The organism is Streptomyces sp. NPDC087422, from assembly GCF_044744145.1.
In the GTDB taxonomy this organism is placed as follows: Bacteria; Actinomycetota; Actinomycetes; order Streptomycetales; family Streptomycetaceae; genus Actinacidiphila.
Window position 1 is genome coordinate 478,066 of record NZ_JBIUXT010000005.1, and the last position, 24,548, is coordinate 502,613.

Annotated in this window: 10 protein-coding genes; all 10 read left to right on the plus strand. The window is 73.6% G+C overall.

All coding sequences use genetic code 11. The features are described from left to right. Nucleotides 1-37 precede the first annotated feature (37 nt). The 10 genes from ACIO6U_RS19260 to ACIO6U_RS19305 all read left to right on the plus strand — a co-directional run bounded on the left by ACIO6U_RS19260 (nt 38) and on the right by ACIO6U_RS19305 (nt 24,532). On the plus strand, nt 38-1,381 hold the full coding sequence (locus ACIO6U_RS19260) for an NAD(P)/FAD-dependent oxidoreductase (protein WP_355334791.1): 1,344 nt from the start codon (nt 38-40) through the stop codon (nt 1,379-1,381). After that, nucleotides 1,381-10,296 carry a beta-ketoacyl synthase N-terminal-like domain-containing protein gene (locus ACIO6U_RS19265; RefSeq protein WP_401720551.1) on the plus strand — a complete coding sequence of 2,972 codons (8,916 nt, stop codon included), beginning with the start codon at nt 1,381-1,383 and terminating at the stop codon, nt 10,294-10,296. Before ACIO6U_RS19260 ends, ACIO6U_RS19265 begins: the two co-directional genes overlap by 1 nt. Continuing rightward, a complete protein-coding gene (locus tag ACIO6U_RS19270; protein WP_401720554.1) occupies nt 10,293-15,005 on the plus strand; it encodes a type I polyketide synthase in 4,713 nt (1,570 codons plus the stop codon). Before ACIO6U_RS19265 ends, ACIO6U_RS19270 begins: the two co-directional genes overlap by 4 nt. A gap of 64 nt (nt 15,006-15,069) precedes the next feature. Then, complete coding sequence (locus tag ACIO6U_RS19275; protein ID WP_401720556.1) at nt 15,070-16,707, plus strand: NAD(P)/FAD-dependent oxidoreductase; 1,638 nt, start codon at nt 15,070-15,072, stop codon at nt 16,705-16,707. 36 nt (nt 16,708-16,743) lie between these two features. Continuing rightward, entirely contained in the window at nt 16,744-18,396 is a 1,653-nt protein-coding gene (locus ACIO6U_RS19280; RefSeq protein WP_391047682.1) for an NAD(P)/FAD-dependent oxidoreductase, read from the plus strand. After that, entirely contained in the window at nt 18,386-18,970 is a 585-nt protein-coding gene (locus ACIO6U_RS19285; protein ID WP_391047680.1) for a flavin reductase, read from the plus strand. The genes ACIO6U_RS19280 and ACIO6U_RS19285 overlap by 11 nt, the downstream gene beginning before the upstream one ends. A 2-nt stretch (nt 18,971-18,972) precedes the next feature. Further along, the gene (locus ACIO6U_RS19290) at nt 18,973-20,802 is read left to right on the plus strand and encodes a fatty acyl-AMP ligase (protein WP_401720559.1); all 1,830 of its coding nucleotides are present in this window, start codon (nt 18,973-18,975) and stop codon (nt 20,800-20,802) included. Between the two features lie 34 nt (nt 20,803-20,836). Further along, nucleotides 20,837-22,438: a carboxyl transferase domain-containing protein gene (locus tag ACIO6U_RS19295; protein ID WP_391047674.1), complete on the plus strand. Its 1,602-nt coding sequence runs from the start codon at nt 20,837-20,839 to the stop codon at nt 22,436-22,438. Next, nucleotides 22,435-22,665: an acyl-CoA carboxylase subunit epsilon gene (locus tag ACIO6U_RS19300; RefSeq protein ID WP_401720562.1), complete on the plus strand. Its 231-nt coding sequence runs from the start codon at nt 22,435-22,437 to the stop codon at nt 22,663-22,665. The genes ACIO6U_RS19295 and ACIO6U_RS19300 overlap by 4 nt, the downstream gene beginning before the upstream one ends. Nucleotides 22,666-22,771: 106 nt before the next feature. Then, entirely contained in the window at nt 22,772-24,532 is a 1,761-nt protein-coding gene (locus ACIO6U_RS19305) for an acetyl/propionyl/methylcrotonyl-CoA carboxylase subunit alpha (RefSeq protein WP_401720565.1), read from the plus strand. Nucleotides 24,533-24,548 lie beyond the last annotated feature (16 nt).

Here is a 24,548-nt window from a genome sequence, read left to right on the forward strand (position 1 = left end):
GGCAGGGCCCGTCCGATCCGACTCAAGAGGAGCAGTCTTGTCCGCAGTCGACTATGACATCGGGATCATCGGTGGAGGCCCGGCAGGCTCCACCGCGGCCTCATACCTGACCAGGGCCGGACTCACCGTCGCGGTCTTCGAGGGGGAGACCTTCCCCCGCGAGCACGTCGGCGAGTCACTGGTGCCCGCCACCACCCCCGTACTGCGCGACATCGGCGCGCTCGACCTGGTCGAGCAGGCCGGATTCCCCCGCAAATTCGGCGCGGCCTGGACGTCCGCGGCACCGGCCGGCATCCCCACCATGGGCTTCGGCGGCCTCTCGCACGGCCTCGGCGCCGCCGAGATCGAATTCGACGAGCGCGACCAGCCCGGCGTCCTCCAGTCCCACACGTACCACGTGGACCGGGGCAAGTTCGACCAGCTCCTGCTCCAGCACGCCGCCTCCTGCGGCGCGAAGGTCTTCGAGAACACCCGCATCGGCAGCGTCGACTTCTCCGGCGAGCACCCGGTGATCCACCCCGTCCGCGACAAGGACACCGGTGTCACCGTCCGCATGGTCGTGGACGCCAGCGGGCGCGGCACGATGCTCGGCCGCCAGCTCAAGCTCAAGGTCCCCGACCCGGTGTTCAACCAGTACGCGGTGCACACCTGGTTCGACGGCCTGGACCGCACGGCCCTCTCGCACGACAAGAAGAAGGCCGACTACATCTTCATCCACTTCCTGCCGCTGACCGACACCTGGGTCTGGCAGATCCCGATCACCGACACCATCACCAGTGTCGGCGTCGTCACGCAGAAGAAGCACTTCACCGCCTCCAAGGACGACCTGGAGGGCTTCTTCTGGGAGTGCGTGGGAAGCCGCCCCGAACTGCGCGCCGCGCTCGAGGACTCCGAGCGCGTACGCCCCTTCAAGGCCGAGGGCGACTACAGCTACGGCATGAAGGAGATCACCGGCGACAACTTCGTGCTGATCGGCGACGCCGCGCGCTTCGTGGACCCGATCTTCTCCAGCGGCGTCAGCGTCGCGCTCAACAGCGCCCGCATCGCGACCAAGGACATCATCGCGGCGGCGGAGGCCGGGGACTTCAGCAAGTCCCGCTTCACCGAGTACGAGCGGACGCTGCGGCGCGGGGTGAGCAACTGGTACGAGTTCATCTCCATCTACTACCGGCTGAACATCCTGTTCACCGCCTTCGTGCAGGACCCCAGGTACCGGCTCGACGTCCTCAAGATGCTCCAGGGCGACGTCTACGACGACGACGAACCGCGCGCGCTCGCCGCGATGCGGAAGATCGTCGCCACGGTCGAGAACGATCCCGACCACCTCTGGTACAAGCACCTGGGCAGCCTGTCCGCGCCCTCAGCGGCGGCGCTGTTCTGATGACCGATCAGGCCCCGGAGGCGGTGGCGATCATCGGTGCCGGCTGCCGCTTCCCGGGCGGCGTGGCGGACCTGGCCGGATTCTGGCGGGTGCTGCGGGACGGCACGGACGTGATCACCGAGATCCCGCCGTCCCGCTCCGACCTCGCCCGGCACTACGACCCGGACCCCGACGCGCCAGGCCGGACGTACACGCGCTGGGGCGGTTTCATCGAGGACGAGACGCGTTTCGACGCGGAGTTCTTCGGTATCGCCCCGCGCGAGGCCCGGCAGATCGACCCGCAGCAGCGGATGCTCATCGAGGTCGCCTGGGACGCGCTGGAACACGCCGGGATCGTCCCCGGCAGCCTCGCCGGCACCCGTACCTCCGTCTTCTCCGGCGGCCTGAGCGTCGACTACTTCCTGCGGCACTCCCGCGAGGCGGGCGTCCGCGGCATCGACCCCTGGTACGCCTCGGGCAAGGAGGCCAGCTTCGGCCCCGGCCGGCTGTCGTACCTGCTCGGCCTCAACGGCCCGAGCGTGGCGCTGAGCACCGCCTGCTCCTCGTCGCTGGTCGCCGTGCACCTCGCGCGGCAGAGCCTGCTCACGGGGGAGTCCGACACCGCGCTGGTCGGCGGCGTCAATCTGCTGCTCTCCGCCGAGCTGACGGTGTTCATGTCCAAGGTCGGCGCCATGGCCAAGGACGGGCACTGCAAGGTCTTCGACGCGGCGGCCGACGGAATCGTCCGCGGCGACGGCTGCGTGGTGCTCGTCCTCAAGCGGCTGACCGACGCGCTCGCCGACGGCGACCGCGTGCTGTCCGTGATCCGCGGCTCCGCCGTCAACCACGACGGGCACAGCGCGGGACTGACCGTGCCCAGCGCCGCCGCCCAGCAGTCGCTGCTGCGGGACGCCCTGGCCGCCGCGGACGTACGGCCCGACGAGATCGGCTACGTCGAGGCGCACGGCACCGGCACCCCGCTCGGCGACCCCATCGAGATGAGCGCGCTCGCCCGGATTCTCGGCGAAGGACGCGACGCGGAACACCCGCTGCTGGTCGGCTCGTTGAAGACCAACTTCGGGCACACCGACGGCGCGGCGGGCGCGGCCGGGCTCCTCAAGGCGGCACTGGCCGCACAGCACGGCGAGATCCCCCCGCATCTGCACCTGGACCGGCTCAACCCCGGTATCCGCTGGGACCGCTGGCCGGTGCGGGTGCCGACGGACCTCACCGCGTGGCCGGACGGCGGCGGGCGGCGACTGGCCGGCGTCAGCGCCTTCGGGCTCAGCGGCACCAACGCCCATGTGATCGTCGAGGCACCGCCCGCCGTCGCCCCGCCCGCCGAGGCGGCACAGGACCGGCCGTCCCGGCTGCTCCTGCCGGTCTCCGCGCGCTCCGGCGCCGCGCTGCGCGAACTGGCCCGTGCGCACCGCGACCGGCTGCTCGACCAGCCGGAGGCCGAACTGGCCGCGTACGTCACGGCGGCGGGCACCCGGCGCACCCAGCACCGCGAGCACCGCATCGCCGTCACCGGCAGGACGGCCGCCGAACTCGCCCAGGAACTCGGCGCGTTGCTGGAGACGTCTCTCGACACCGCCGTGCCGGACCTGGCGGCGGAAGAGCGAGGCGGCGCGCAGTGGGGCGGCACGGACGCCGGGGACTTCGGCGACCCGGGCGACTCGGGCGACGACCTGCCGCAGGTCTGCTTCGTCTTCTCCGGGCAGGGCGGCCAGTGGACGGGCATGGGCCGCGAACTGCTGGCCCACGAGGACGCCTTCCGGACCGAACTGACCCGCGTGGACGAGCTGATCGCCGCGGAGGCGGGCTGGTCGGTGATCGGCGAACTGACCGCGGACGCCGAGCACGCCCGGCTGACCCGGACCGAATTCGCCCAGCCCGTCGTCTTCGCCGTGCAGGTGGCCGCCGCCGCGCTCTGGCGCTCCTGGGGCGTGGAGCCCGCCGCCGTCATCGGGCACAGCATGGGCGAGATCGCCGCCGCCCACGTGGCGGGCGCACTGACCCTCACCGACGCCGTACGCGTCATCGTGCACCGCGGACGCCTCCTCCAACGGGCCGAGGGCGGCGGCCGGATGGCCTCCGTGGCCCTCCCCGAAGCCGACCTGCTGCCGCTGCTCGCCGCATACGGCGACGACGTGACCGTGGCCGCCGTCAACGGCCCCGCGAGCACGGTCGTCTCCGGACGCACCGAGGCCGTCGAGGCCCTGGGCGCCGAACTGGCCGAGCTCGGCCACGGCTACCGCGCGATGCCCGGCGAATACGCCTTCCACAGCGCGCAGATGGCGCCCTACCAGGACGAACTCGTCGCCATGCTCGGCGAGATCACCCCGGCGAAGCCGCGCGTGCCGGTCCACCTCACCTGCGAGCCGGGCGCCGAGGGCCCCTTCGGCGCCGACTACTGGGGACGCAACCTCCGCCAGCCGGTCCGCTTCTCCGCCGCGCTCGGCCGCGCGCTCGACGCCGGTCACCGCCTCTTCGTGGAGCTGGGCCCGCACCCGGTGCTCGCCCAGCCCGTCGTCCAGAGCCTGGAGGACCGGGGAGTCGACGGGCTCGTCGTCCCCACCCTGCGCCGCGACACCGACGACGTCGCCACCGCGCGCACCTCGCTGGCCAGGCTCTACGCCGCCGGGGTCGACATCCGCTGGCCCGAGGTCAATCCGGGACCCACGTCCGTCACGGACCTGCCCGGCTACCCGTGGCAGGGCGACAAGCTGTGGTTCGACATCCCCGCGCCCGACGCGAACGCCGATGGCGACACCCTGCCGCAACTGAGCGCACTGCACGGTGAGTTGAAGCTGTACGACGAGGCCGGGCGGCTCGTCGCCGAGACCGTGGGGCTGCGCCTGAGCACTCCGGGCGCGCCGCTGTCCGAGACGGCGCCGCCCGCCCTGCCCGCGCCGGTGGACGCCGCTCCCGCCACCGCTCCGGCGACCCCGGCGCGCCCCAGCCGCGACCAGCTCGCCGACCTGGTCGCGGACGCCGCCGCGGAGGTGCTGGGGCTGGCCTCCGGCACCACCGTGGCGCGCGGTCGCGGCTTCACCGACCTCGGCATGGACAGCCTCGGCGCCGTCGAGCTGTGCAAGGTGCTGGAACGGTCCGTGCCGCTGCGGCTGCCGAAGACCGCGGCCTTCGACCACCCCACCGTGCGGCGGTTCGCCGACTACCTCGACGGCCTGCTCGGCGACGCCCCGGCTCCCGCGCCCGCCGTGTCCCGTACGACCGACACGGCGGCCGTGTCCCGTACGACCGCCACGCCCGCGGCTCCGGCCGCGCCGAACGGTACGCCCGGCGCGCCCGAGCCGATCGCCGTCATCGGCGTCGGCTGCCGCTTCCCCGGCGGCGCCGAGGGCCCGGACGCCTACTGGCGGCTGCTGACCGCGGGCCGCGACGCCGTACGCCGCGCCCCCGACGGCCGCTTCGACGACCCGCGCGTGTGGTGGGGCGGCTTCCTGGACGACGACCCGGCGGGCTTCGACGCGCCGTTCTTCCGGATCCCGCCGCGCGAGGCCAAGGTGATGGACCCGCAGCAGCGGATGTTCCTCGAAGTGGCCTGGGAGGCGCTGGAACACGCGGGCGTCCCGCCGACCTCGCTCGCCGAGTCCCGCACCGGGGTCTTCCTCGGCATGAACTCCACCGACTACGCCCAGATCGTGGGCAGCCACCCCGACAACGTGGACGCCTTCTACGGCACCGGCACCTCCTTCAGCGCCGCCGCCGGCCGCCTGTCGTACCTGCTCGGCATGCGCGGCCCGAGTCTGGCCGTCGACACCGCCTGCTCGTCCTCGCTGGTCGCGGTGCACCTCGCGGTGGCCAGTCTGCGCTCGGGCGAGAGCGACCTCGCGGTCGCCGCGGGCGTCAATCTCATCCTCGGCCCCACCATCCACCGGGCCAGCGACGCCGCCGGGGCCCTCGCGGCCGACGGCCGGTGCAAGACCTTCGACGCCACCGCCGACGGATACACGCGGGGCGAGGGCTGCGGAGCCGTCATCCTCAAGCCGCTGTCCGCCGCCCGGCGCGACGGCGACCGGGTCCTGGCGCTGATCCTCGGCTCCGCCGTCAACCAGGACGGTGCCAGCAGCGGCTTCACCGCCCCCAACGGTCCCGCGCAGGAGACACTGCTGCGCGCCGCACTCGCCGACGCCCGCGTCGGCGCCGACGACATGGACTACGTCGAGGCGCACGGCACCGGCACTCCGCTCGGCGACCCGATCGAACTGCGGGCGCTCGGCGCCGCGTTGGCCGGACGGACGACCCAGCAGCCCTGCCTGGTCGGCTCGGTGAAGACCAACATCGGCCACCTGGAAGCCGCGTCCGGCATCGCGGGACTCATCAAGACCGTCCTGGCCCTGCGGCACGAGACGGTGCCCGCGCACCTGCACTTCACGCGGCCGAGCCCCGACATCCCCTGGGACGAACTGCCCCTGGACGTCCCGACCGAGGCCCGCCCGTGGGCCCGCGGCGAGCGCCGCAGGGTCGCCGGGGTCAGCGCCTTCGGCTTCAGCGGCACCAACGCGCACATCGTGCTCGCCGAGGCCCCCGCGACCGACGCCTCTGATGCCTCCGACGTCCCCGATGCCCCCGGTACCTCCGACGCGGACGACGGCGCTGCCCTGACCGCCCGCCTCCACGTCCTGCCGCTGTCCGCCGCGTCCCCCGCCGCACTGCGCGACCGGGCCGCCGCCCTGCGCTCACTGCTCACCGCCGAGCCGGACGGCGACGCGACACGGGACGCGCACGGCGCGGAACCGGCCGCCGTGGCGCGGACCCTGGCCGTACACCGCTCCCACCTCGACCACCGGCTGGTCGTCGTGGGCCGCGACCGCGCCGCGCTCGCCGAACGACTGACCGCCGTCGCCGACGGTGACAGCGTCCCCGGCACCGTCCTCGGCAAGGCCGCCGCACGCGCACGCGGACCCGTCTTCGTCTTCTCCGGGCACGGCTCCTACTGGCCCGCCATGGGCCGCTCCCTGCTGGCCGCCGACCCGGTGTTCCGGGACGCGATCGCGGACTGCGACGCCGCGCTCGCCCGCCACCTGGACTGGTCGGTGCGCGAAGCGCTGGAATCCGCGCGCGAGCCTTCGAACGAACTCGACCAGCAGATCATGCTCTTCGCCACTCAGTACGGCCTGACGGCGAGCTGGCGCGCCCTGGGCGTCGAGCCCGCCGCCGTGCTCGGCCACAGCATGGGCGAGGTGTCGGCCGCCCTGTGCGCGGGCGCGCTCGACCTGGCGCAGGCCGCGGAGATCATGGTGCGCCGCACCCACCTGCTGCGGGCCCTGGTCGGCCAGGGCGGCATGGCCGTGGTCGGCCTCGACGCCGACCGCACCGAGGACGAACTGGCACCGTACGGCGACCGGTTGTGCGTCGCCGTGGTCAACAGCCGACAGTCGACGGTGGTGTCGGGAGAGACGACCGCACTGGAGGAACTGGGCGCCCGAATGCGCGCGCGCAACGTGTTCTTCCGTGCGGTCAACGCCGGCGGCCCGGCCCACAGCCCCTGGGCCGAGCCGCTGCGCGAACAGCTTGTACACGCCCTGACCGGCCTGGCCCCGGCCGCCCCTCGCCTGCCGATGTACTCCTCGGTGGACGGCGCGCCGCTCGCCGCCGACACCCCCCTGGACGCCGCCTACTGGGGCCGGAACCTGCGGCAGACCGTACGGTTCGCCGACGCCGTACGCGCAGCGGCGGCGGACGGACACGACACCTTCGTGGAGCTGTCCGCCCACCCCATCCAACTCGTGCCCATCGAGCAGGAGTTGCGGGCCGCGGGCACCGACGGACTGTTCGTGCCGTCACTGCTGCGCGACCAGGACGGCCCGGAGTCGCTGCTCACCGGGCTCGGCGCCCTGCACGTCGGCGGCCAGGCCGTGGACTGGCCGCGGCTGCACCCCGGGAACGGCCCGCTCGCCGAGCTGCCGACCTACCCGTGGGAGCACAAGCGGTACTGGGTCGACCAGCGCGACGCCGCCCCCGCGGACAAGGGCGCCCACCCGCTGCTGACCCGCGACGTCCGCACCCCGTCGGGCCGCGTCGTGGAGACGGACCTCGACGCCCGTACCGCCACCCGGCTCGGCGCCGAACCCGTGGGCGCCGCACTGCGGGTGCCCGGCGCCACCTGGCTGGAGCTGGCCGTCGCCGCGGCCGGGACCGCCTTCGGCCCCGGCCGCCCCGTCCGCCTTGAGGACATCACCCTCGACCGCCCCCTGCTGGTCCCGGCCGACGGCTCCGTCACCACCCAACTCACCCTGGAACGCGCCGCGTCGGGCGACCGGCCGGGTCTGGCGCTCACCTTGTGGGAGCCCGCCACCGACACCGCGCCGCGCCCCCGCCGCCTCGTCTCGGGCCGCGCCCTGCCAGGACGCGCGCCGTCCGACACCGCTGCGGACGCCCCGCCGCACCCGCGCGGCCCGGTCGACGAGGCCCTGCGCGCCTGGGTGGCCCGGCACGCCACCGGGGACTGCGCGCCGACCCCGGAATCGGCCCGGACCGCCGACGGCCGCATCGAACTCGAACTGCGGCTGCGCCCGGCCACCATGCGCTGGCACCTCGCCCCCGACCTCCTCGAACTCGCCCTGCGGCTGCCCGCGTTCCTGCTGTCCACCGACCCCGCCGACCCGGCGCCGCTCCCCGCCTCCCTCGACAGCCTCACCCTGTACGCGGCCCCCGACGACCGCGTCCTCGTCACCGCCGCCCTGCGCCCCGACACCGCGGGCGACCCGACCGCCGACATCCGCCTGACCACCCCCGAGGGCCGGCCGCTCGCCGAGATCACCGGCCTGCGCCTCGCCCCGCCGCGAGGCCGCGTCCTCAACCAGGAGGAGACCGCGCGCCTCACCACCAGCCTGTACGTCCTCGGCTGGCAGGAGCGCCCGCTGACGGTCCGTCAGCCCGAGCAGCGGCCGGCCGAAACCCAGGCTCGGCTCGAAGCCGGGACTCCGCAGCGCGGCTTGACCGCCCATGTCCCCGCCCAGCGGGACGGCCTCGGCGCATCGCGGACCGACGACCCGTCCACAGCCGCCGGGGGAGCGGGGGCGCTCCTGACCGGACCCGTCACCGTCGTCCTCGCCGACCGCGGCGGCGTCGCCGAAGAACTGGCACGGGCACTGGCCGCACAAGGCCGGCCCACGACCCTGCTGGCGGCCGACGGCGAGCCCGACACCGTACGGCAGCGACTCGCCGACGCGCTGCGGGAGTTGCGCACCGGGCCCGGCTGCCGGGACGTCGTGCACCTCGGGGCGCTGGACCTGCCGGAGCGGGACGAGCCCGACCCCCTCGCCGTGGCCGACGCGTGCGCGGGGGTGACGGCGGTCGCCTCCGTGACGGCGGCGGTCGGCAGCGGCGCACGCGTGCTGTACGTAACGCGGGGCGCGGTCGCGATGGACGAGCTGGAACTGCCCGCCGCCGCACAGGCACCGCTGCGGCAGTCCGCGATCGTCTCCGGCGTGGAACGCCCCACCGCCTGGGGCGCCGCGCTCGACCTGGACCCGCTGACCTCGGGTGTGGCGGAGGACGCGGCGGCCGTCGCGGCCGAACTGCTCGCCCACGGCGCCGACCGCGCCGGAGGCGAGGACGTCGAGGACCAGATCGCGCTGCGCGCCGGACGCAGGCTCACCGCCCGGGTGCTGCGCGCCCCGGCCCCGCCGCCGCTGTTCGAGCCGGTCGAACTGGCCGCCGACCGCAGCTATCTGGTGGCGGGCGCGGAAGGACCGCTGCCCGACCGGGTGGCCGCCTGGCTGACCGCGCGCGGCGCGGGCCGCACGCTGGTCGTGCCCCGCGTGGAGGACGCCAAGCAGGCGACCCGGCTGATCGAGGACGAGGCCGCGGCCGGACACCCCGTCGCGGGCGTGATCTGGCTCGGCGTCGGCTGGAATCTGCCGATCGACCAGGAGCCGACCGCCGCCGCGATCGCCGAGGCGGTCGAGGACCGCGCCCGCGGCGCGTGGCTGCTGCACCAAGCAGCGCTCGACACGCGTACCGACCTGGACCTCTTCCAGGTGTGGGGCACCGTGGCGTCGGCCTGGGCGGCGATCGGGGCGGGCGTACAGGCCCCGGTCGACGCGCTGCTCACCGCCCTCGCCGGGCACCGGCGCGCCCTGGGCCTGCCGGTCTGCGCCATCGCCTGGGCGCCCTGGCTCGACGTGGATCTGCTGGACCGCGACAGCGCCAACCGGCTGACGCGCAGCGGCATGCGCCCGCTCCCGCCCGGCATCGCCGTGGAACTGCTCGACCGGATCACCGCGGCGGGCCTGACCGGCGCCGCCGCGGCCGACGCCGACTGGGGCCTGCTGCTGCCGCTCTACCAACAGGCCCGTCCCTGGCCGCTCTTCGACGCCCTGGCCGCCGAGGCGGCGGCTGCGCCCGGTGACTCCGGCGCGCTGCTGGACAAGCTGCGCTCGTTGCCCGACGCGGCGCGCGGCGATCTGCTGCTGGAGTGCGTCCTGGAGGAGGTGGCGGTGGTGCTCGGCCTGGACGGACCCGGCGAACTCGAGCCCCGGCAGGGCTTCTTCGAGCTGGGCCTGAACTCCATCACGGCGCTGGAGATGAAGGTACGGCTGGAGCGCCGCTTCGGCAGCGCGCTCCCCGCGACACTCGCCTTCGAATACCCGACGGGCGACGCCGTGGCCGGATTCCTCGCCGCCGAGGTGGTCGGCGGATCGGGCGACGAACGGTCTGACGCGCCGCAGCCCGCCGCCGACAGCGTCACCCGTACCGAAGACACCGGACGCGCAGAGAACGCCGCGACCACCGGACGCGCCGAAAGGACCGAAGGCGTCGAAGGCACCGCGGACAACGCCACCGTCACCGGCGACCTCACCGATGAAGACGACTACGACGACCCCGACGACGCGGACCTCTTCGCCCGTCTGGACGCCGAAGTCGCCGCCGTGAACGCCCTCATCGAGGGAGACAAGCGATGAACCAGCCCACCGACGGTGCCGGACCCCGCACATCGGACCGTACGCCGGAGCGCGCACCGGACCAACGGTCCCGCCTCGCCCAGGCATTGGAGACCATCGGGCGGCTGCGCACGATGGTCGAGGACCAACGGGCCGCGCTGCACAGCCCGGTGGCCGTCATCGGCGTCGGCTGCCGCTTCCCCGGCGGCGCCGACTCGCCCGAGCGCATGTGGGACCTGCTGCGCGACGGCGTGGACGCCATCGGCCCCTTCCCACGCGACCGTTGGGACACCGACCCGTACTACGACCCCGACCCCGAGGCGCCCGCGAAGGCGTACGTCGTGGAAGGCGGGTTCCTGGACAGCGCCGACACCTTCGACGCGCAGCTCTTCGGGATCGCGCCGGGCGAAGCGCTCGGAATGGACCCCCAGCAGCGGATCGCGCTCGAAGTCGCCTGGGAGGCGCTGGAGCGGGCCGGCATCCCTCACGACTCGCTGGACGGCTCCCGCACCGGCGTCTACATCGGCGCGAGCACCAGCGACTACGTACGGCTGCGGCAACAGTACGGGGACCCGGCCGCGATCGACGGCTACCAACTCCTCGGCGAGAACAGCTTCATCGCCGGACGCATCGCGCACACCTTCGGGCTGCGCGGACCCGCGCAGGTCGTCGACACCGCCTGCTCCTCCTCACTGGTCGCCGTCCACCAGGCGTGCCAGGCCCTGCGCCTGGGCGAGACCGATCTGGCACTGGCGGGCGGGGTCAACGTCATCCTGTCCCCGTACGGCTTCGTGCTGGTCAGCAAGGCCGGGGCGGTCTCGCCCGACGCCCGCTGCAAGGCGTTCGACGCCTCCGCCGACGGCTACGCACGCGGCGAGGGCTGCGGTCTGGTGGTGCTCAAGCGGCTCAGCGACGCGGTGGCCGACGGCGACCGGGTGCTCGCCGTCATCCGGGGCAGCGCCGTCAACCACGACGGCCACGCCAGCGGCATCTCCGTACCCAGCGGCAAGGCGCAGCAGGAGGTCATCCGCGCGGCCCTCGCCGACGCGGGAGTCACCGCAGACCGGATCGGCTACGTCGAGGCGCACGGCACCGGCACCGCCCTCGGCGACCCCATCGAACTGCGCAGCCTGGAGACCGTCCTCGGCACCGGCCGTTCGGCGGATCACCCCGTCTACGTCGGGTCGGTGAAGACCAACGTCGGCCATCTGGAGGCGGCGGCGGGCATCGCCGGGCTGATCAAGAGCGTGCTGGCCGTCGGCCACGGCGAGATCCCGGCGAGCCTGCACTTCCGCACGCCCAACCCCAACGTCGACTGGGACGCGCTGCACCTGCGGGTCGCCGCCGAGCACACCCCGTGGCCGTCCGACGGGCAGCCGCGCACCGCGGGCCTCAGCTCGTTCGGCGCCAGCGGCACCAATGTCCACCTCGTCATCGAGGAACCGCCCGCCATGACCACCGAGCAGCCCGAGCCGGACCCGCGGCCGGGGCGGCAGGCAGAAGTGTTCGTCGCGTCGGCCCGCAGCGAACCGGCGCTGCGTGAACTCTCCCTGCGCTGGGCCGACTTCCTGCGCGCCAACCCGGCGACCCCGCTGGACTCCGTGGCCCGCACCATCGCCGCCGGCCGCTCACCGCAGCAGGTCCGCGCCGCCTTCACCGCCCGCGACACCGCCTCGCTCGCCGACCGGCTGCACGACTTCGGGACCGGCGACGGCGGCCCCGCCCCCCGCCGCGCCCAGGCCGCGCACCGCGTGAAGACCGCCTTCATGTTCACCGGCCAGGGCGCCCAGTTCGCGGGCATGGGACGGGAGTTGTACGAGGCCGAGCCGGTGTTCCGGCAGGCTCTGGAGCGCTGCGCCGAGATCGTCGACCCGGTCCTGGACCGACCGCTGCTGGAGGTCGTCCACCCCGTCGAGCCCGACGGCTCGCTCGACAGGACCGGCTACACCCAACCCGCGCTGTTCGCCGTCGAATTCGCGCTCGCCGAACTGTGGGCGTCCTGGGGCGTCCGCCCCGCCGCCGTGATCGGCCACAGCGTCGGCGAGTACGCGGCGGCGTGCGTCGCCGGAGCGGTGGACCTGGAGGACGCGCTCGGGCTGATCGCCCTGCGGGCCCGGCTGATGGAGTCGGTGACCGCGCCCGGCGCGATGCTCGCCGTACAACTGGACGCGCAGGCCGCCGAGCGGGCCATCGGCTCCCGCGCCGACCTGGTCGCCGTCGCCGCCGTCAACGGGCCCCAGGACACGGTCCTTTCCGGCGATGCCGACGCCATCGCGGAGATCCGGGCTGAGCTGGCCCGCGAGGGTGTGACCGCCAAACCGCTGACCGTCTCGCACGCCTTCCACTCGCCGCTGCTCGACCCGGTCCTCGCCCCGCTGGAGGAGGCGGCGGCGAAGATCACCTTCCGTGAGCCGCGCGTCCCGCTGATCTCCAACCTCACCGGCCGGCCGCTGGACCGCGCCACCCTCGCGGACCCCGGCTACTGGGCCCGGCACGCCCGGCAGCCCGTCCGCTTCCACGACGGCGTGCTGGCACTGCGCGAGACCGGCGTCGGCGCCTTCGTGGAGATCGGCCCCGGCCGGACCCTGCTCGGCCTGGCCGCCCGCGCCCTGCCCGACCCCGACCTGCTGTGGCTGCCGTCCCTGCGGCGCGGCCGGCCCGAGGCCGAGCAGGTCCTGGGAAGCCTCGGCGCGCTGCACGCCTGGGGCGTACCTGTCGACTGGTCGCGGGTGCACCCGGCCACCGCCGACCGGCACGTGCCGCTGCCCACGTACGCCTTCCAGCGGCTGCGACTGAACTTCCCGCTGGCCGACGACACCTCTCCGGTACTGCCAGGACCCGGCGGGGCGGTCGCGGACCCCGAAGCCGGGGACTACCCGCAGTACGCGGTGGAGTGGCGCCGCTCGCCGCGCGCGGGCCGCGCCGCGGATCCGGCCGGGCGCACCCTGCTGTTCACCGACACCACGGGGGTCGGTGAGCGGCTGGCGGCGGAGCTGTCCTCGCTCGGCGGGGAGTGCGTGCTGGCCAGGATCGGCGACGGTCCGGCCGGGCTGCCGGGCGCCCGGAGCGTCCCCGCGGGCGATCCCGCCGCGCTGCGCGCGCTGCTGGCCGACGTCGGCCCGGTCGACCGGATCGTGCACCTGGCGGCCCTCGACGCGCCCGGCGGCGACAAGACCACCGTCGAGGACCTGGCGCGGGCCCGTGTGACGGGACCCGAGACCGTGGTGCACCTGATCCAGGCGCTCGCCGAAGGTGCCGCCCAGGCGCCTCCCGGCTCCGCCTCCGAAGCCGCCACCGCCGGGGCCCGGCCGCCCCGGCTGTGGCTGGTCACCCGCGGCGCGCAGGCCACCGGCGAGGAGGAGGCCCCCGAGGGCCTGGCGGGATCGCTGCTCACCGGCCTCGCCAAGGTCGTCTCGCTGGAACACGCCGACCTGTGGGGCGGGGCCGTCGACCTGGACCCGCAAGGCGGCGCGGCCGACAGCGGCGCCGCGGAACTGGCCGAGGAACTGCTCCTCGGGGACGAGGACGACGAGGTCGCCTACCGCGGCGGCGCCCGCCTCGTCCCCCGTCTGATCCGCTCCGGCCCCCCGGCCGACGACGCCCCGCGCCTCCAAGTGACCGGCGACGGAAACTACTTGATCACCGGCGGGCTCGGCGGCCTCGGGCTGACGCTGGCCGAGTGGCTGGTCGGCCTCGGCGCCCGGCACCTGGTCCTCACCGGCCGCGCGGGCCTGCCCCCGCGTCAGAGCTGGGACGACCCGGCGCTCCCCGCGCCCGTCGCCGAGCGGGTCGCCGCGATCCGCGCCCTGGAGACCCACGGCGCGCGGGTGACCGTCGCCGCCGCCGACGTGGGCGACGAGGCGGGCATGGCGGCGGTCCTCGCGGACATCGCCGACAGCGGGCAGCCGCTGCGCGGCGTCATCCACGCCGCGGGCCTGGCCGGGGCGCAGAACATCGCGGAGGCCGACCCCGAGTCGCTGCACGCCGTGCTGCTGCCCAAGGTCGAGGGAGCCTGGACGCTGCACCGGCTGCTGGACGGCACACCGCTGGACTTCTTCCTGCTGATGTCGTCCATCGCCTCCGTGTGGGGTTCGGCGCACCTGGGCGCGTACGCCTCGGCCAACCGCTTCCTCGACGCGCTCGCCGCCTACCGCCGCGGCACCGGCGCCACCGCGCTCAGCGTGAGCTGGGGCCCCTGGCGGGTGGCCAGCGGCCTGGGCGGCGACGAGCTGATGGCCCGTCTGGAGGCCCTGGGGCTCCGGGCGATCGACCCGGAGACCGGGCTGCGGCACCTGGGCCCGCTGCTCGCCTCCGACACCGCGCACGCCGTGGTTTCCGGCGCCGACTGGACGACGCTCGGCCCGCTGCTGGAATCGCGCCGCGCCCGCCCGCTGCTGACCGAGGTCCGCGCCGACAGCGCCGGTCCCGGCCAGGACCAGGGTCCCTCCGAACACCTGCGGGCCGTCCTGGACGCGCCCGCCGACCAGCGCGAACCGCTGCTCGACGGCTACGTCAGAACCGTCCTCGCCGACCACCTCGGCGTCGCGCTCACCGAGATCACCGACGACATCAGCCTGCTCGACCTGGGACTGGACTCGCTGGGGGTGACGCAGGTCATCGCCCGCTACCGCGCCGACCTGGCCCTGCGCCTGGAACCCCGTCCCTTCTTCGAGGAACCGGCCGTCCACTGGGCACGGCTGCTCGCCGCCGAGGTCGCCCGTCAGCACTGACCCACCGATCCGGCTGCACCGGCCGAAGCCCCAGGACACACCGCCGTATCCCAGGAGGTCGCAGATGAACACCCGCCACGACGTAGCCATTCTCGGCGCAGGCATCGCCGGTTCGATCCTGGGCGCCGTACTCGCCCGCAACGGCGCCAAGGTGCTGCTGCTGGACGCCGGCACCCACCCGCGGTTCGCCATCGGGGAGTCCACCATCCCCTACACCTCGGTGCTGATGAAGGTCGTCAGCGCCCGCTACGACGTGCCGGAGATCGCCCACCTCGCCAGCTTCCAGAGCGTACGCAAGCACGTGACCGGGGCCTGCGGCGTCAAGCGCAACTTCGGTTTCGTCTACCAGCGCGAGGGCCAGACCCAACGGCCCGACGAGGTCAACCAGTTCGTCATCCCGAAGATGCTGCACACCGAGAACCACTTCTACCGGCAGGACATCGACGCCTACATGGCGTACACCGCCGCCTCCTACGGCGCGGTCCTGCGGCAGCAGACCCGGATCCAGGACGTCGACATCGACGGCTCGGGCGTCACCTTGACCACCGACCGCGGCGAGACCTTCCAGGCCCGCTACGTGGTCGACGCCAGCGGCCACCGCTCCCCGGTCGCCGAGCACTTCGGCCTGCGCGAACAGCCCACGCGCTTCAAACACCACTCGCGCTCGCTGTTCACGCACATGGTGGGCGTCACCCCGTACGACGACGTCATGCGCAACCCGTCGCAGTACGGCAACCCCAGCCCGTGGCACCAGGGCACCTTGCACCACGTCTTCGACGGCGGCTGGCTGTGGGTGATCCCCTTCGACAACAACAAGGGCGGCACCAACCGGCTGTGCAGCGTCGGCCTCACCCTGGACCCGCGCCGCCACCCGCGGCCCGACGGCCCGCCGCAGCAGGAATTCGACGAATTCCTCAGCCGGTTCCCCGACATCGCACCGCAGTTCAAGAACGCCCGCCCGGTCCGCGAGTGGGTCTCCACCGGCCGGTTGCAGTACTCGACCACCAGCACCGTCGGCGACCGCTTCTGCATCACCGCGCACGCCGCCGGATTCATCGACGCGCTCTACTCCCGCGGCCTGACCAACACCCTCGAAGTCGTCAACGTCCTGGGCTACCGGCTGCTCGACGCGATCCGCGACGACGACTTCTCCCGCGAACGCTTCGCCTTCGTCGAGCAGTTGGAGCAGGGCCTGCTCAGCGCCAACGACGACCTGGTCAACAGCTCCTTCATCGCCTTCCGCGACTACGAGATGTGGAACGCGGTCTTCAGGACCTGGGCGATCTCCACCGTGCTCGGCACCTTCCACCTCGAAGGCGTCTACGACCGGCTGCGCCGCGGCGGCGACACCGGCCCGCTGCGCGAGATGGAGCACTCCAAGTACCTCGGCTCGCCCTTCCCCACCCACGACGGCTGCAACGAACTGCTGCGCCACACCACCGCCGTCAGCGAGCAGGTGGAGAACGGCACCATCACACCGCAGGAGGCGACCCGGCGGCTGTTCGCGCAGCTCTCCGCCGCCGACTTCATCCCGCCGCCGCTCAACCTCGACAAGCCGGGCAACCACTTCTTCCACGCGACCCCCGCGCGCATGGCGCGCACCGTCGCCTGGGCCCGGACCAAGGCACCCGCCGACATCGCGGGCACGGTGACCCACGCCATGCGCGGCTTCGCCATGGAACGCGTCGCGCACGGCGGCTGACCCATCCGTATCCGACCCGAACAGGTGATGGGCACCATGAGAACCGACCCCGACCACATCGGAGACGACCAGCGTGACCCGGACGTCACCGTCCTGGGCACCGGGATCACGGCCACCTCGCTGGCCGTGATCCTCGCCCGGCACGGCCTGCGCGTCCTGCTGCTCGGCGAGCACGACACGTCCGGCAGCGAGCCGGGTGAGATGACGCTGCCGTGCACCTCGTTCCTCTACGAGGTGATCGCCGAGCGCTTCCGGGTGCCGGAGATCGCGCTGCTCGCCGACGCGGGACGGGTCGGGCGCGAACTGTCGTACAACTGCGGCGTGCAGCGCACCCTCGGCTTCGTGCACCACCACGAGGGCGCCGGGCACCGGCGGGCCGACTCCCTCCAGTTCAACATCCCCTCGGAGCACGGCGAGAGCCGCTTCTACCGGCCCGACCTGGACGCCTGGATGCTCGCCGCGGCCGTCGGGTACGGCGCCCGGGTACGGCAGCGGGTCCGGGTCGACAAGGCCGTCGCCGAGGACGACCGGGTACGCCTGACCCTGACCTCGGGCGAGGAGATACGCACCCGCTTCGTGGTCGACACCGGCGGCCCCGACTCGGCCGTGGCCCGCGCGCTCGGCGCGGAGCGGGTCTCCGGGGGCACCGGCACGCGGGTGATCGGCGCGCACGCCGTCGGCGTACGGCCGTACGAGCGGGTCGCGCCGGTCCTCAAGGGTTCGCACCCCTGGTCGCAGGGCACCTTGCACCACGTCTTCGACGGCGGCTGGATACAGGTGGGCCACTTCCGCAACGGCTCGGGTACGCCGGCCGGCTCCGCGCTCGCCACCGTCACCCTGTCGCTGGACGCCGCCCGCTTCCCCCGGCAGGGGACCGACGGCTGGGAGGAGATCCTCGCCCGCGCCGCCCGCCACCCGGCCGTCGCCGCCCAACTCGCCGACGCCCAGCCGATGTTCTGCTGGACGGCCGACTCCGGCCAGTGGCACGCCTCGCGCACCGTGGGCGACCGCATGCTGCTGCTCGACGGCTCCGCGCTCGGCGGCGACCCGGTCCTCGGCCGCGACCTCTACACCTCCGCCCAACTCGTCTACTCCGCGGCCTCCGACATCCTCGCCGCGGCCAGGGACGACGACTGGTCGGCGGGCCGCTTCCGCTATCTGGAGCGATTGCAGCACGGCATGGCGGACCGTCAGGACCGCCTGGTGGACGCCGCGTTGACCGCCAGCTCGCACCCCGCGCTGTGGAGCGCGACGGCCAGGGTCTGGCTGCTGGGCACCATGTTCGACGCGCTCTCCCTCAAGCGGAGCGCCAAGACGATGGCGTCGGGCGCCGCCGAGGCCGCCCTCACCTCGCTGCGCGCCGACCCCGCCACCGGTGTCTGCCACGAGACGCTGCCGGAATACCGCGAGCTGCTCGACTTCACCCTCGCCGCCTGCCGCGACACCGCTGAGGGCCGCGCCACCGCCCGCCAGAGCGCCGACCGGATCTTCGTCCGCCTGCGGAACGAAGCGATGGTGCCGCCGATCTACGGCTTCGGCGACCCCACCGACCGCGAGTACGTCCTCACCACCCCGCAACGGGTGCGCACCCTGCTGTGGGCGCGCAAGGAAGCACCACCGGGAGTGCTGCGCCTGGTGCGGCCCTACGGCGCGCGCGGCGGCGGAAAAGACCTCGGCCATGACGACTGACCAGGAACAGGACATCCGACGCAGACTCGCCCACCTGGGGATCGTGGACATGGAAGCAGACACCGGAACCAAGAGGTTCCCCGCCCAGGCCCTGCCGCCGGAGCCGTCCGCCATGCGCCAGGTGTGCGGGCACTTCACCACCGGCATCACCGTCGTCACCAGCGTGATCGACGGGCAATGGGTCGGCGCCACCGTCAACTCCTTCACCTCCGTCTCGCTGGAACCGCCCCTGGTGCTGTTCTGCCTGCGGCACGACTCCCGGCTGCTGGCCGCCGTCCGCGCCACCGGGACCTTCGCCGTGAGCATCCTCGGCGCGGCACAGGGCCCGGTCGCCATGGGCTTCGCCGCACCGGGACCGACCCGCTTCGACGGGCTGGACTGCCTCAGCGGCAGCGCCGGCGCGCCCATCCTGCGCGACGCCATCGGCTACCTGGAGTGCAAGGTCGCCGACGAGTACCACGGCGGTGACCACCGGATCGTGGTCGGCGCCGTCACCTCGCTCGGCACGCTGGAGGACGACGGCCCGCTCACCTTCTACCGCGGACGGCTCGCCCGGCTCGACAAGGAGCGCTGACCATGAGCATCGACCTGACGCGACAGCCCGTCGCCGAGGCCGTGCCCCCGTACCCCGACCCCTCCGCGCCGCTCGACCTGCGCACCCTGCCCGAGGTGCGCACCCTGGTGGACGCGCTGCGGCTGCGCGCCGCGACACGGCCGGACGACACCGCCTTCGTCTTCCTGCACGACGGCGAGGAGCCGCAGGACCCGCTGACCTACGGCGCCCTCGACGCCGACGCCCGGCGGCACGCCGCCGCGCTCATAGCGGCGGGACTCGCCGGCCGCAACGCCGTACTGCTCTACCCCTCAGGATTCGATTTCGTCCGCGCCCTGCTCGGCTGCATGTACGCGGGCATCGCCGCGGCGCCGGTCCAGGTGCCCAGCCGGGTCAGCGGACTCCAGCGGCTGCGCGGCATCGCCGACGACGCGGACACCCACGCCGTCCTCACCACGGCCGCCGTGGCACGCGAGCTGCGGGAGCGGTTCGGCGACCGCCCGGAGCTGACCGGCCTGACGCTGATCCCCACCGACGAACTGCCCGAGGACGCCGCCGGGGGCGCGGACCCGGAGCAGTGGCACGGCACGCTGCCGGGACCGGGCGACACCGCGCTGCTCCAGTACACCTCGGGGTCGACCGGCGACCCCAAGGGCGTGATGGTCACCCACGCCAACTTCATGGCCAACGCGCGGGAGACCGACGACCTGTGGCCCTGCGGCCCCGGCGCCACCGTGGTGTCCTGGCTGCCGCTCTTCCACGACATGGGCATGCTGTTCGGCATCGTGCTGCCGCTGTGGGCGGGCCCGACCTCCTATCTGATGACACCCGAGGCGTTCATCCGCCGCCCGGCCCGCTGGCTGGAGGCGATCTCGCGGTTCCGCGGCACGCACGCCGCCGCGCCCGGCTTCGCGTACGACCTGTGCGTGTCAGCCGCCGCGGAGGGCCGGATCGGCCCCGGCCTCGACCTGTCCAGTTGGCAGGTCGCGGGCAACGGGGCGGAACCGGTGCGCTGGCGGACCATCGAGAACTTCGCCGCCGCCTTCGCCCCCGCGCGCTTCGACCCGCGCGCGATGTGCCCCGGCTACGGGCTCGCCGAGAACACCCTGAAGGCCACCGGCGACCGTGTCGACCGGGAACCCGCCGCCCTGTGGGTCTCCGACGACGCTCTGCGGGACGGCGTGGTCCGACAGGTCGACGCGGACGCGCCCGGCGCCGTGCCGATCGTCGGCTGCGGCGCGCCGGAGCCCGGGACCCGGATCAGGATCGTCGACCCCGCGACCCTGAACCCGCTGCCCGACGGCCGCGTCGGCGAGATCTGGATCAACGGGCCCTGCGTCGCGGCCGGCTACTGGGGCCGCCCGGAGGCGAGCAAGGAGACCTTCTGGGCCCGCACCGCCCCCGCCGCCGACGACAGCCACGAATACCTGCGCACCGGCGACCTCGGCTTCCTCCACGACGGCACCCTGTACATCAACGGGCGGCTCAAGGACCTCGTCATCCGCGCGGGCCGCAACCACTACCCGCAGGACATCGAACTGTCCGCCGAGACCGCCGCCCCCGGCCTGCGCCCCAACTGCGCGGCGGCCTTCTCCGTGGACGACGGCAGCACCGAGAAACTGGTCGTCGTCGTGGAGGCCGACGGGCGGACCCTGCGCGAGACCGGTACGGAACGGCTGCACAGGCTTGTACGTGAGGCGGTCTGGGACAATCATCGGCTGGAGGCGGACGACGTACTGCTGGTGCGGCGCGGCACTCTGCCCAAGACCTCCAGCGGCAAGGTGCGACGCCGCGCCTGCCGACAGCTCTACACGGACGGATCGCTGGCCGACGCCGTCGTACGAAGCGGCTGACGTCCGGGCCCCGCGACGCCCGCACGGCCAGGTCATGACGCACCGAGGAGACACCGTGTCCGCAAGCCCAGGAAGAGGAACCACCGCCGAGCGGCTGTCCGAACTCACCCGCAGGCGGGCCGAGTCGGCGCGGCTGGCGACCGACGCACCAGCCGTCGCGCGCCAGCACGACAAGGGCAAGCTCACCGCCCGCGAACGCATCGACGCCCTGGTCGACCCGGGCAGCTTCGTCGAGCTGGACGCCATGGCCAGGCACCGCTGCCACGACTTCGGCATGGACCGCCAGCGTCCGCTCGGCGACGGCGTGATCACCGGATACGCCACGATCGACGGCCGCCGGGTCTGCCTGTTCGCCCAGGACTTCACCGTCTTCGGCGGCAGCCTCGGCGAGGTCTACGGCGAGAAGATCCTCAAGGTGATGGACCTGGCGCTGCGCACCGGCTGCCCGATCATCGGCATCAACGACTCGGGCGGCGCCCGCATCCAGGAGGGCGTGGTCTCCCTCGCCCTCTACGCCGAACTGGTCAAGCGGCACGTCCAGGCGTCCGGTGTCATCCCGCAGATCTCCCTGATGACCGGCCCCTGCGCGGGCGGCGCCGTCTACGCCCCGGCGATCACCGACTTCATCGTCATGGTCGAGGGCATCTCCCACATGTTCGTCACCGGGCCCGACGTGCTGAAGACGGTGACCGGCCACCAGATCGATCGCGAGGAACTGGGCGGCGGCTACAGCCACAACGCCGTCTCGGGCAACGCCCACCACCTCGCGCGCGACGAGAAGGAGGCGTTCGAGTACGTCCGCCTGCTCCTCGGCTACCTCCCGTCGAACAACATGGACGACGCGCCCGACTACGAGGTGCGCGCCGCGGAGGAGTTCACCGCCGCCGACCTCGCGCTCGACGAGCTGATCCCCGACGAGGCCAACCGGCCCTACGACATGCACCAGGTGATCCACACCGTCCTCGACGACGGCGAGCTCCTCGAAACGCAGGAACTGTTCGCCCGCAACATCATCTGCGGTTTCGGCCGGGTGGAGGGCCGCAGTGTCGGCGTGGTCGCCAACCAGCCCTCGCACATGGCCGGGGCGCTCGACATCGACGCCAGCGAGAAGGCCGCCCGCTTCATCCGCACCTGCGACGCCTTCCACATCCCCGTCCTCACCTTCGTGGACGTCCCCGGCTTCCTGCCGGGCCTGGAGCAGGAACGCGGCGGCATCATCCGGCGCGGCGCCAAGCTGATCTACGCCTACGCCGAGGCCACCGTCCCCATGGTCACGGTCGTCACCCGCAAGGCATACGGCGGCGGGTACGGCGTCATGGGCTCCAAGCACCTCGGCACCGACGTCAACCTCGCCTGGCCCACCGCCGAGATCGCCGTCATGGGCGGCGAGAGCGCGGTCACCGTCCTGCACCGCCGCGCCGTCGAGCAGGCCGAGGACCCGGCCGCCGAGCGCGACCGGCTGCGCGCCGAGTACGAACAGGCGCTGTGCAACCCGTACGTCGCCGCCGAGCGGGGCTACGTGGACGCGGTGATCATGCCGCACGAGACCCGCGGGCAGGTGGCCCAGGCACTACGCGCGCTCGCCGACAAGCGGGTGACGCGGCTGCCGCGCAAGCACGGGAACATCCCGCTGTGAGCGGCGCGCGCGACCCCGACATCCGGGTGGTGCGGGGCGAGCCCACCGCCGAGGAGCTGGCCGCGCTGCTCGCGGTGTGGGCGGGCGCCGGCGCCGCGCTCGGTGACGTGCCCCCGGCGCGGCGGTCGCCTTCGCGGCGATCGTGGCGGCGGGGCACGGTCCCCGCCCCGGACCGCGGCCCCGGCCAGTGGCGGCGCGGCGGCCGGAGCGGCGGCTGGACGCCGTGAGCGCGGCCGTCCGCCGCGCGGCCCCCTGACCGCCGCGGGGCGTCGGAGCCGGGAAGCCGCCGGAGTCGGGGAAGCCGAACCAGCCAAATGAGCCAAGGGAGCCATCGTGCGCAAGGTGCTCATCGCGAACCGCGGTGAAATTGCTGTCCGCGTTGCCCGTGCCTGCCGGGATGCGGGGATCGCGAGTGTGGCGGTGTATGCCGATCCGGACCGGGACGCGGTGCATGTCCGGGTGGCGGATGAGGCGTACGCGCTGGGCGGTGACACTCCGGCGACCAGTTATCTGGATGTCGCCAGGGTGCTGGCCGCCGCGGCGGAGTCGGGTGCGGACGCGGTGCATCCGGGGTACGGATTCCTGTCGGAGAACGCGGAGTTCGCGCAGGCGGTCCTGGACGCGGGTCTGACGTGGATCGGTCCGCCGCCGCAGGCGATCCGGGATCTGGGTGACAAGGTCGCGGCGCGGCATATCGCGCAGCGTGCGGGTGCGCCGCTGGTCGCGGGGACCGCTGATCCGGTGTCGGGGTCGGATGAGGTGGTGGCGTTCGCTGAGGAGCACGGGCTGCCGATCGCGATCAAGGCGGCGTTCGGCGGTGGCGGGCGGGGTCTGAAGGTGGCCCGGACGCTGGAGGAGGTGCCGGAGCTGTACGACTCCGCGGTGCGTGAGGCGGTCGCGGCGTTCGGCCGCGGGGAGTGCTTCGTGGAGCGCTACCTGGACCGTCCGCGGCATGTGGAGACGCAGTGCCTGGCCGACACGCACGGCAATGTGGTGGTGGTCTCCACGCGTGACTGCTCGTTGCAGCGGCGTCATCAGAAGCTGGTGGAGGAGGCCCCTGCCCCGTACTTGTCGCAGGCGCAGGTCGACCAGCTCTACAGTGCGTCGAAGGCGATCCTGCGTGAGGCGGGGTATGTGGGTGCGGGCACATGTGAGTTCCTGGTGGGCCAGGACGGCACGATCTCGTTCCTGGAGGTCAACACCCGGCTGCAGGTGGAGCACCCGGTGACCGAGGAGGTCTCGGGGATCGATCTGGTGCGGGAGATGTTCCGGATCGCCGACGGTGAGGCGCTGGGGTATGACGACCCGGTGCTGCGGGGGCATTCGGTGGAGTTCCGGATCAACGGTGAGGATCCGGGGCGGGGTTTCCTGCCCGCGCCGGGCACGGTGACGCGTTTCGACGCGCCGACGGGTCCGGGGGTGCGGCTGGACGCGGGTGTGGAGTCCGGCAGTGTGATCGGTCCGGCGTGGGATTCGCTGCTGGCCAAGCTGATCGTGACCGGTGCCACGCGTGAGCAGGCGTTGCAGCGTGCGGCGCGGGCGCTGGGCGAGTTCACGGTGGAGGGGATGGCGACCGCGATCTCCTTCCACCGTGCGGTCGTCACCGACCCGGCGTTCGCACCCGCCGACGGGAGTCCGTTCACGGTGCACACGCGGTGGATCGAGACGGAGTTCGACAACACGATCCCGCCGTTCGCGGGTGCGGTCGTGGACGAGGACGACGCGCCGGGCCGGGAGACCGTGGTGGTGGAGGTCGGCGGGAAGCGTCTGGAGGTGTCCCTGCCCGCGTCGCTGGGGATGACGCTGGCGCGGACGGCGGCCGCGGGGGGTGCCAAGCCCAAGCGGCGGACGGCGGCGAAGGCGGGTGCGGCGGTCTCGGGTGACGCGCTGCCCTCGCCGATGCAGGGCACCATCGTGAAGGTCGCGGTCGAGGAGGGCCAGCAGGTCACCGCGGGTGATCTGATCGTGGTCCTGGAGGCCATGAAGATGGAACAGCCCCTGAACGCCCACCGGTCGGGCACCGTCATCGGCCTCAAGGCCGAAGTCGGCACCTCCGTCTCCTCCGGCGCCGTCATCTGCGAAATCAAGGAGTGAACGGGACCGCCCGACC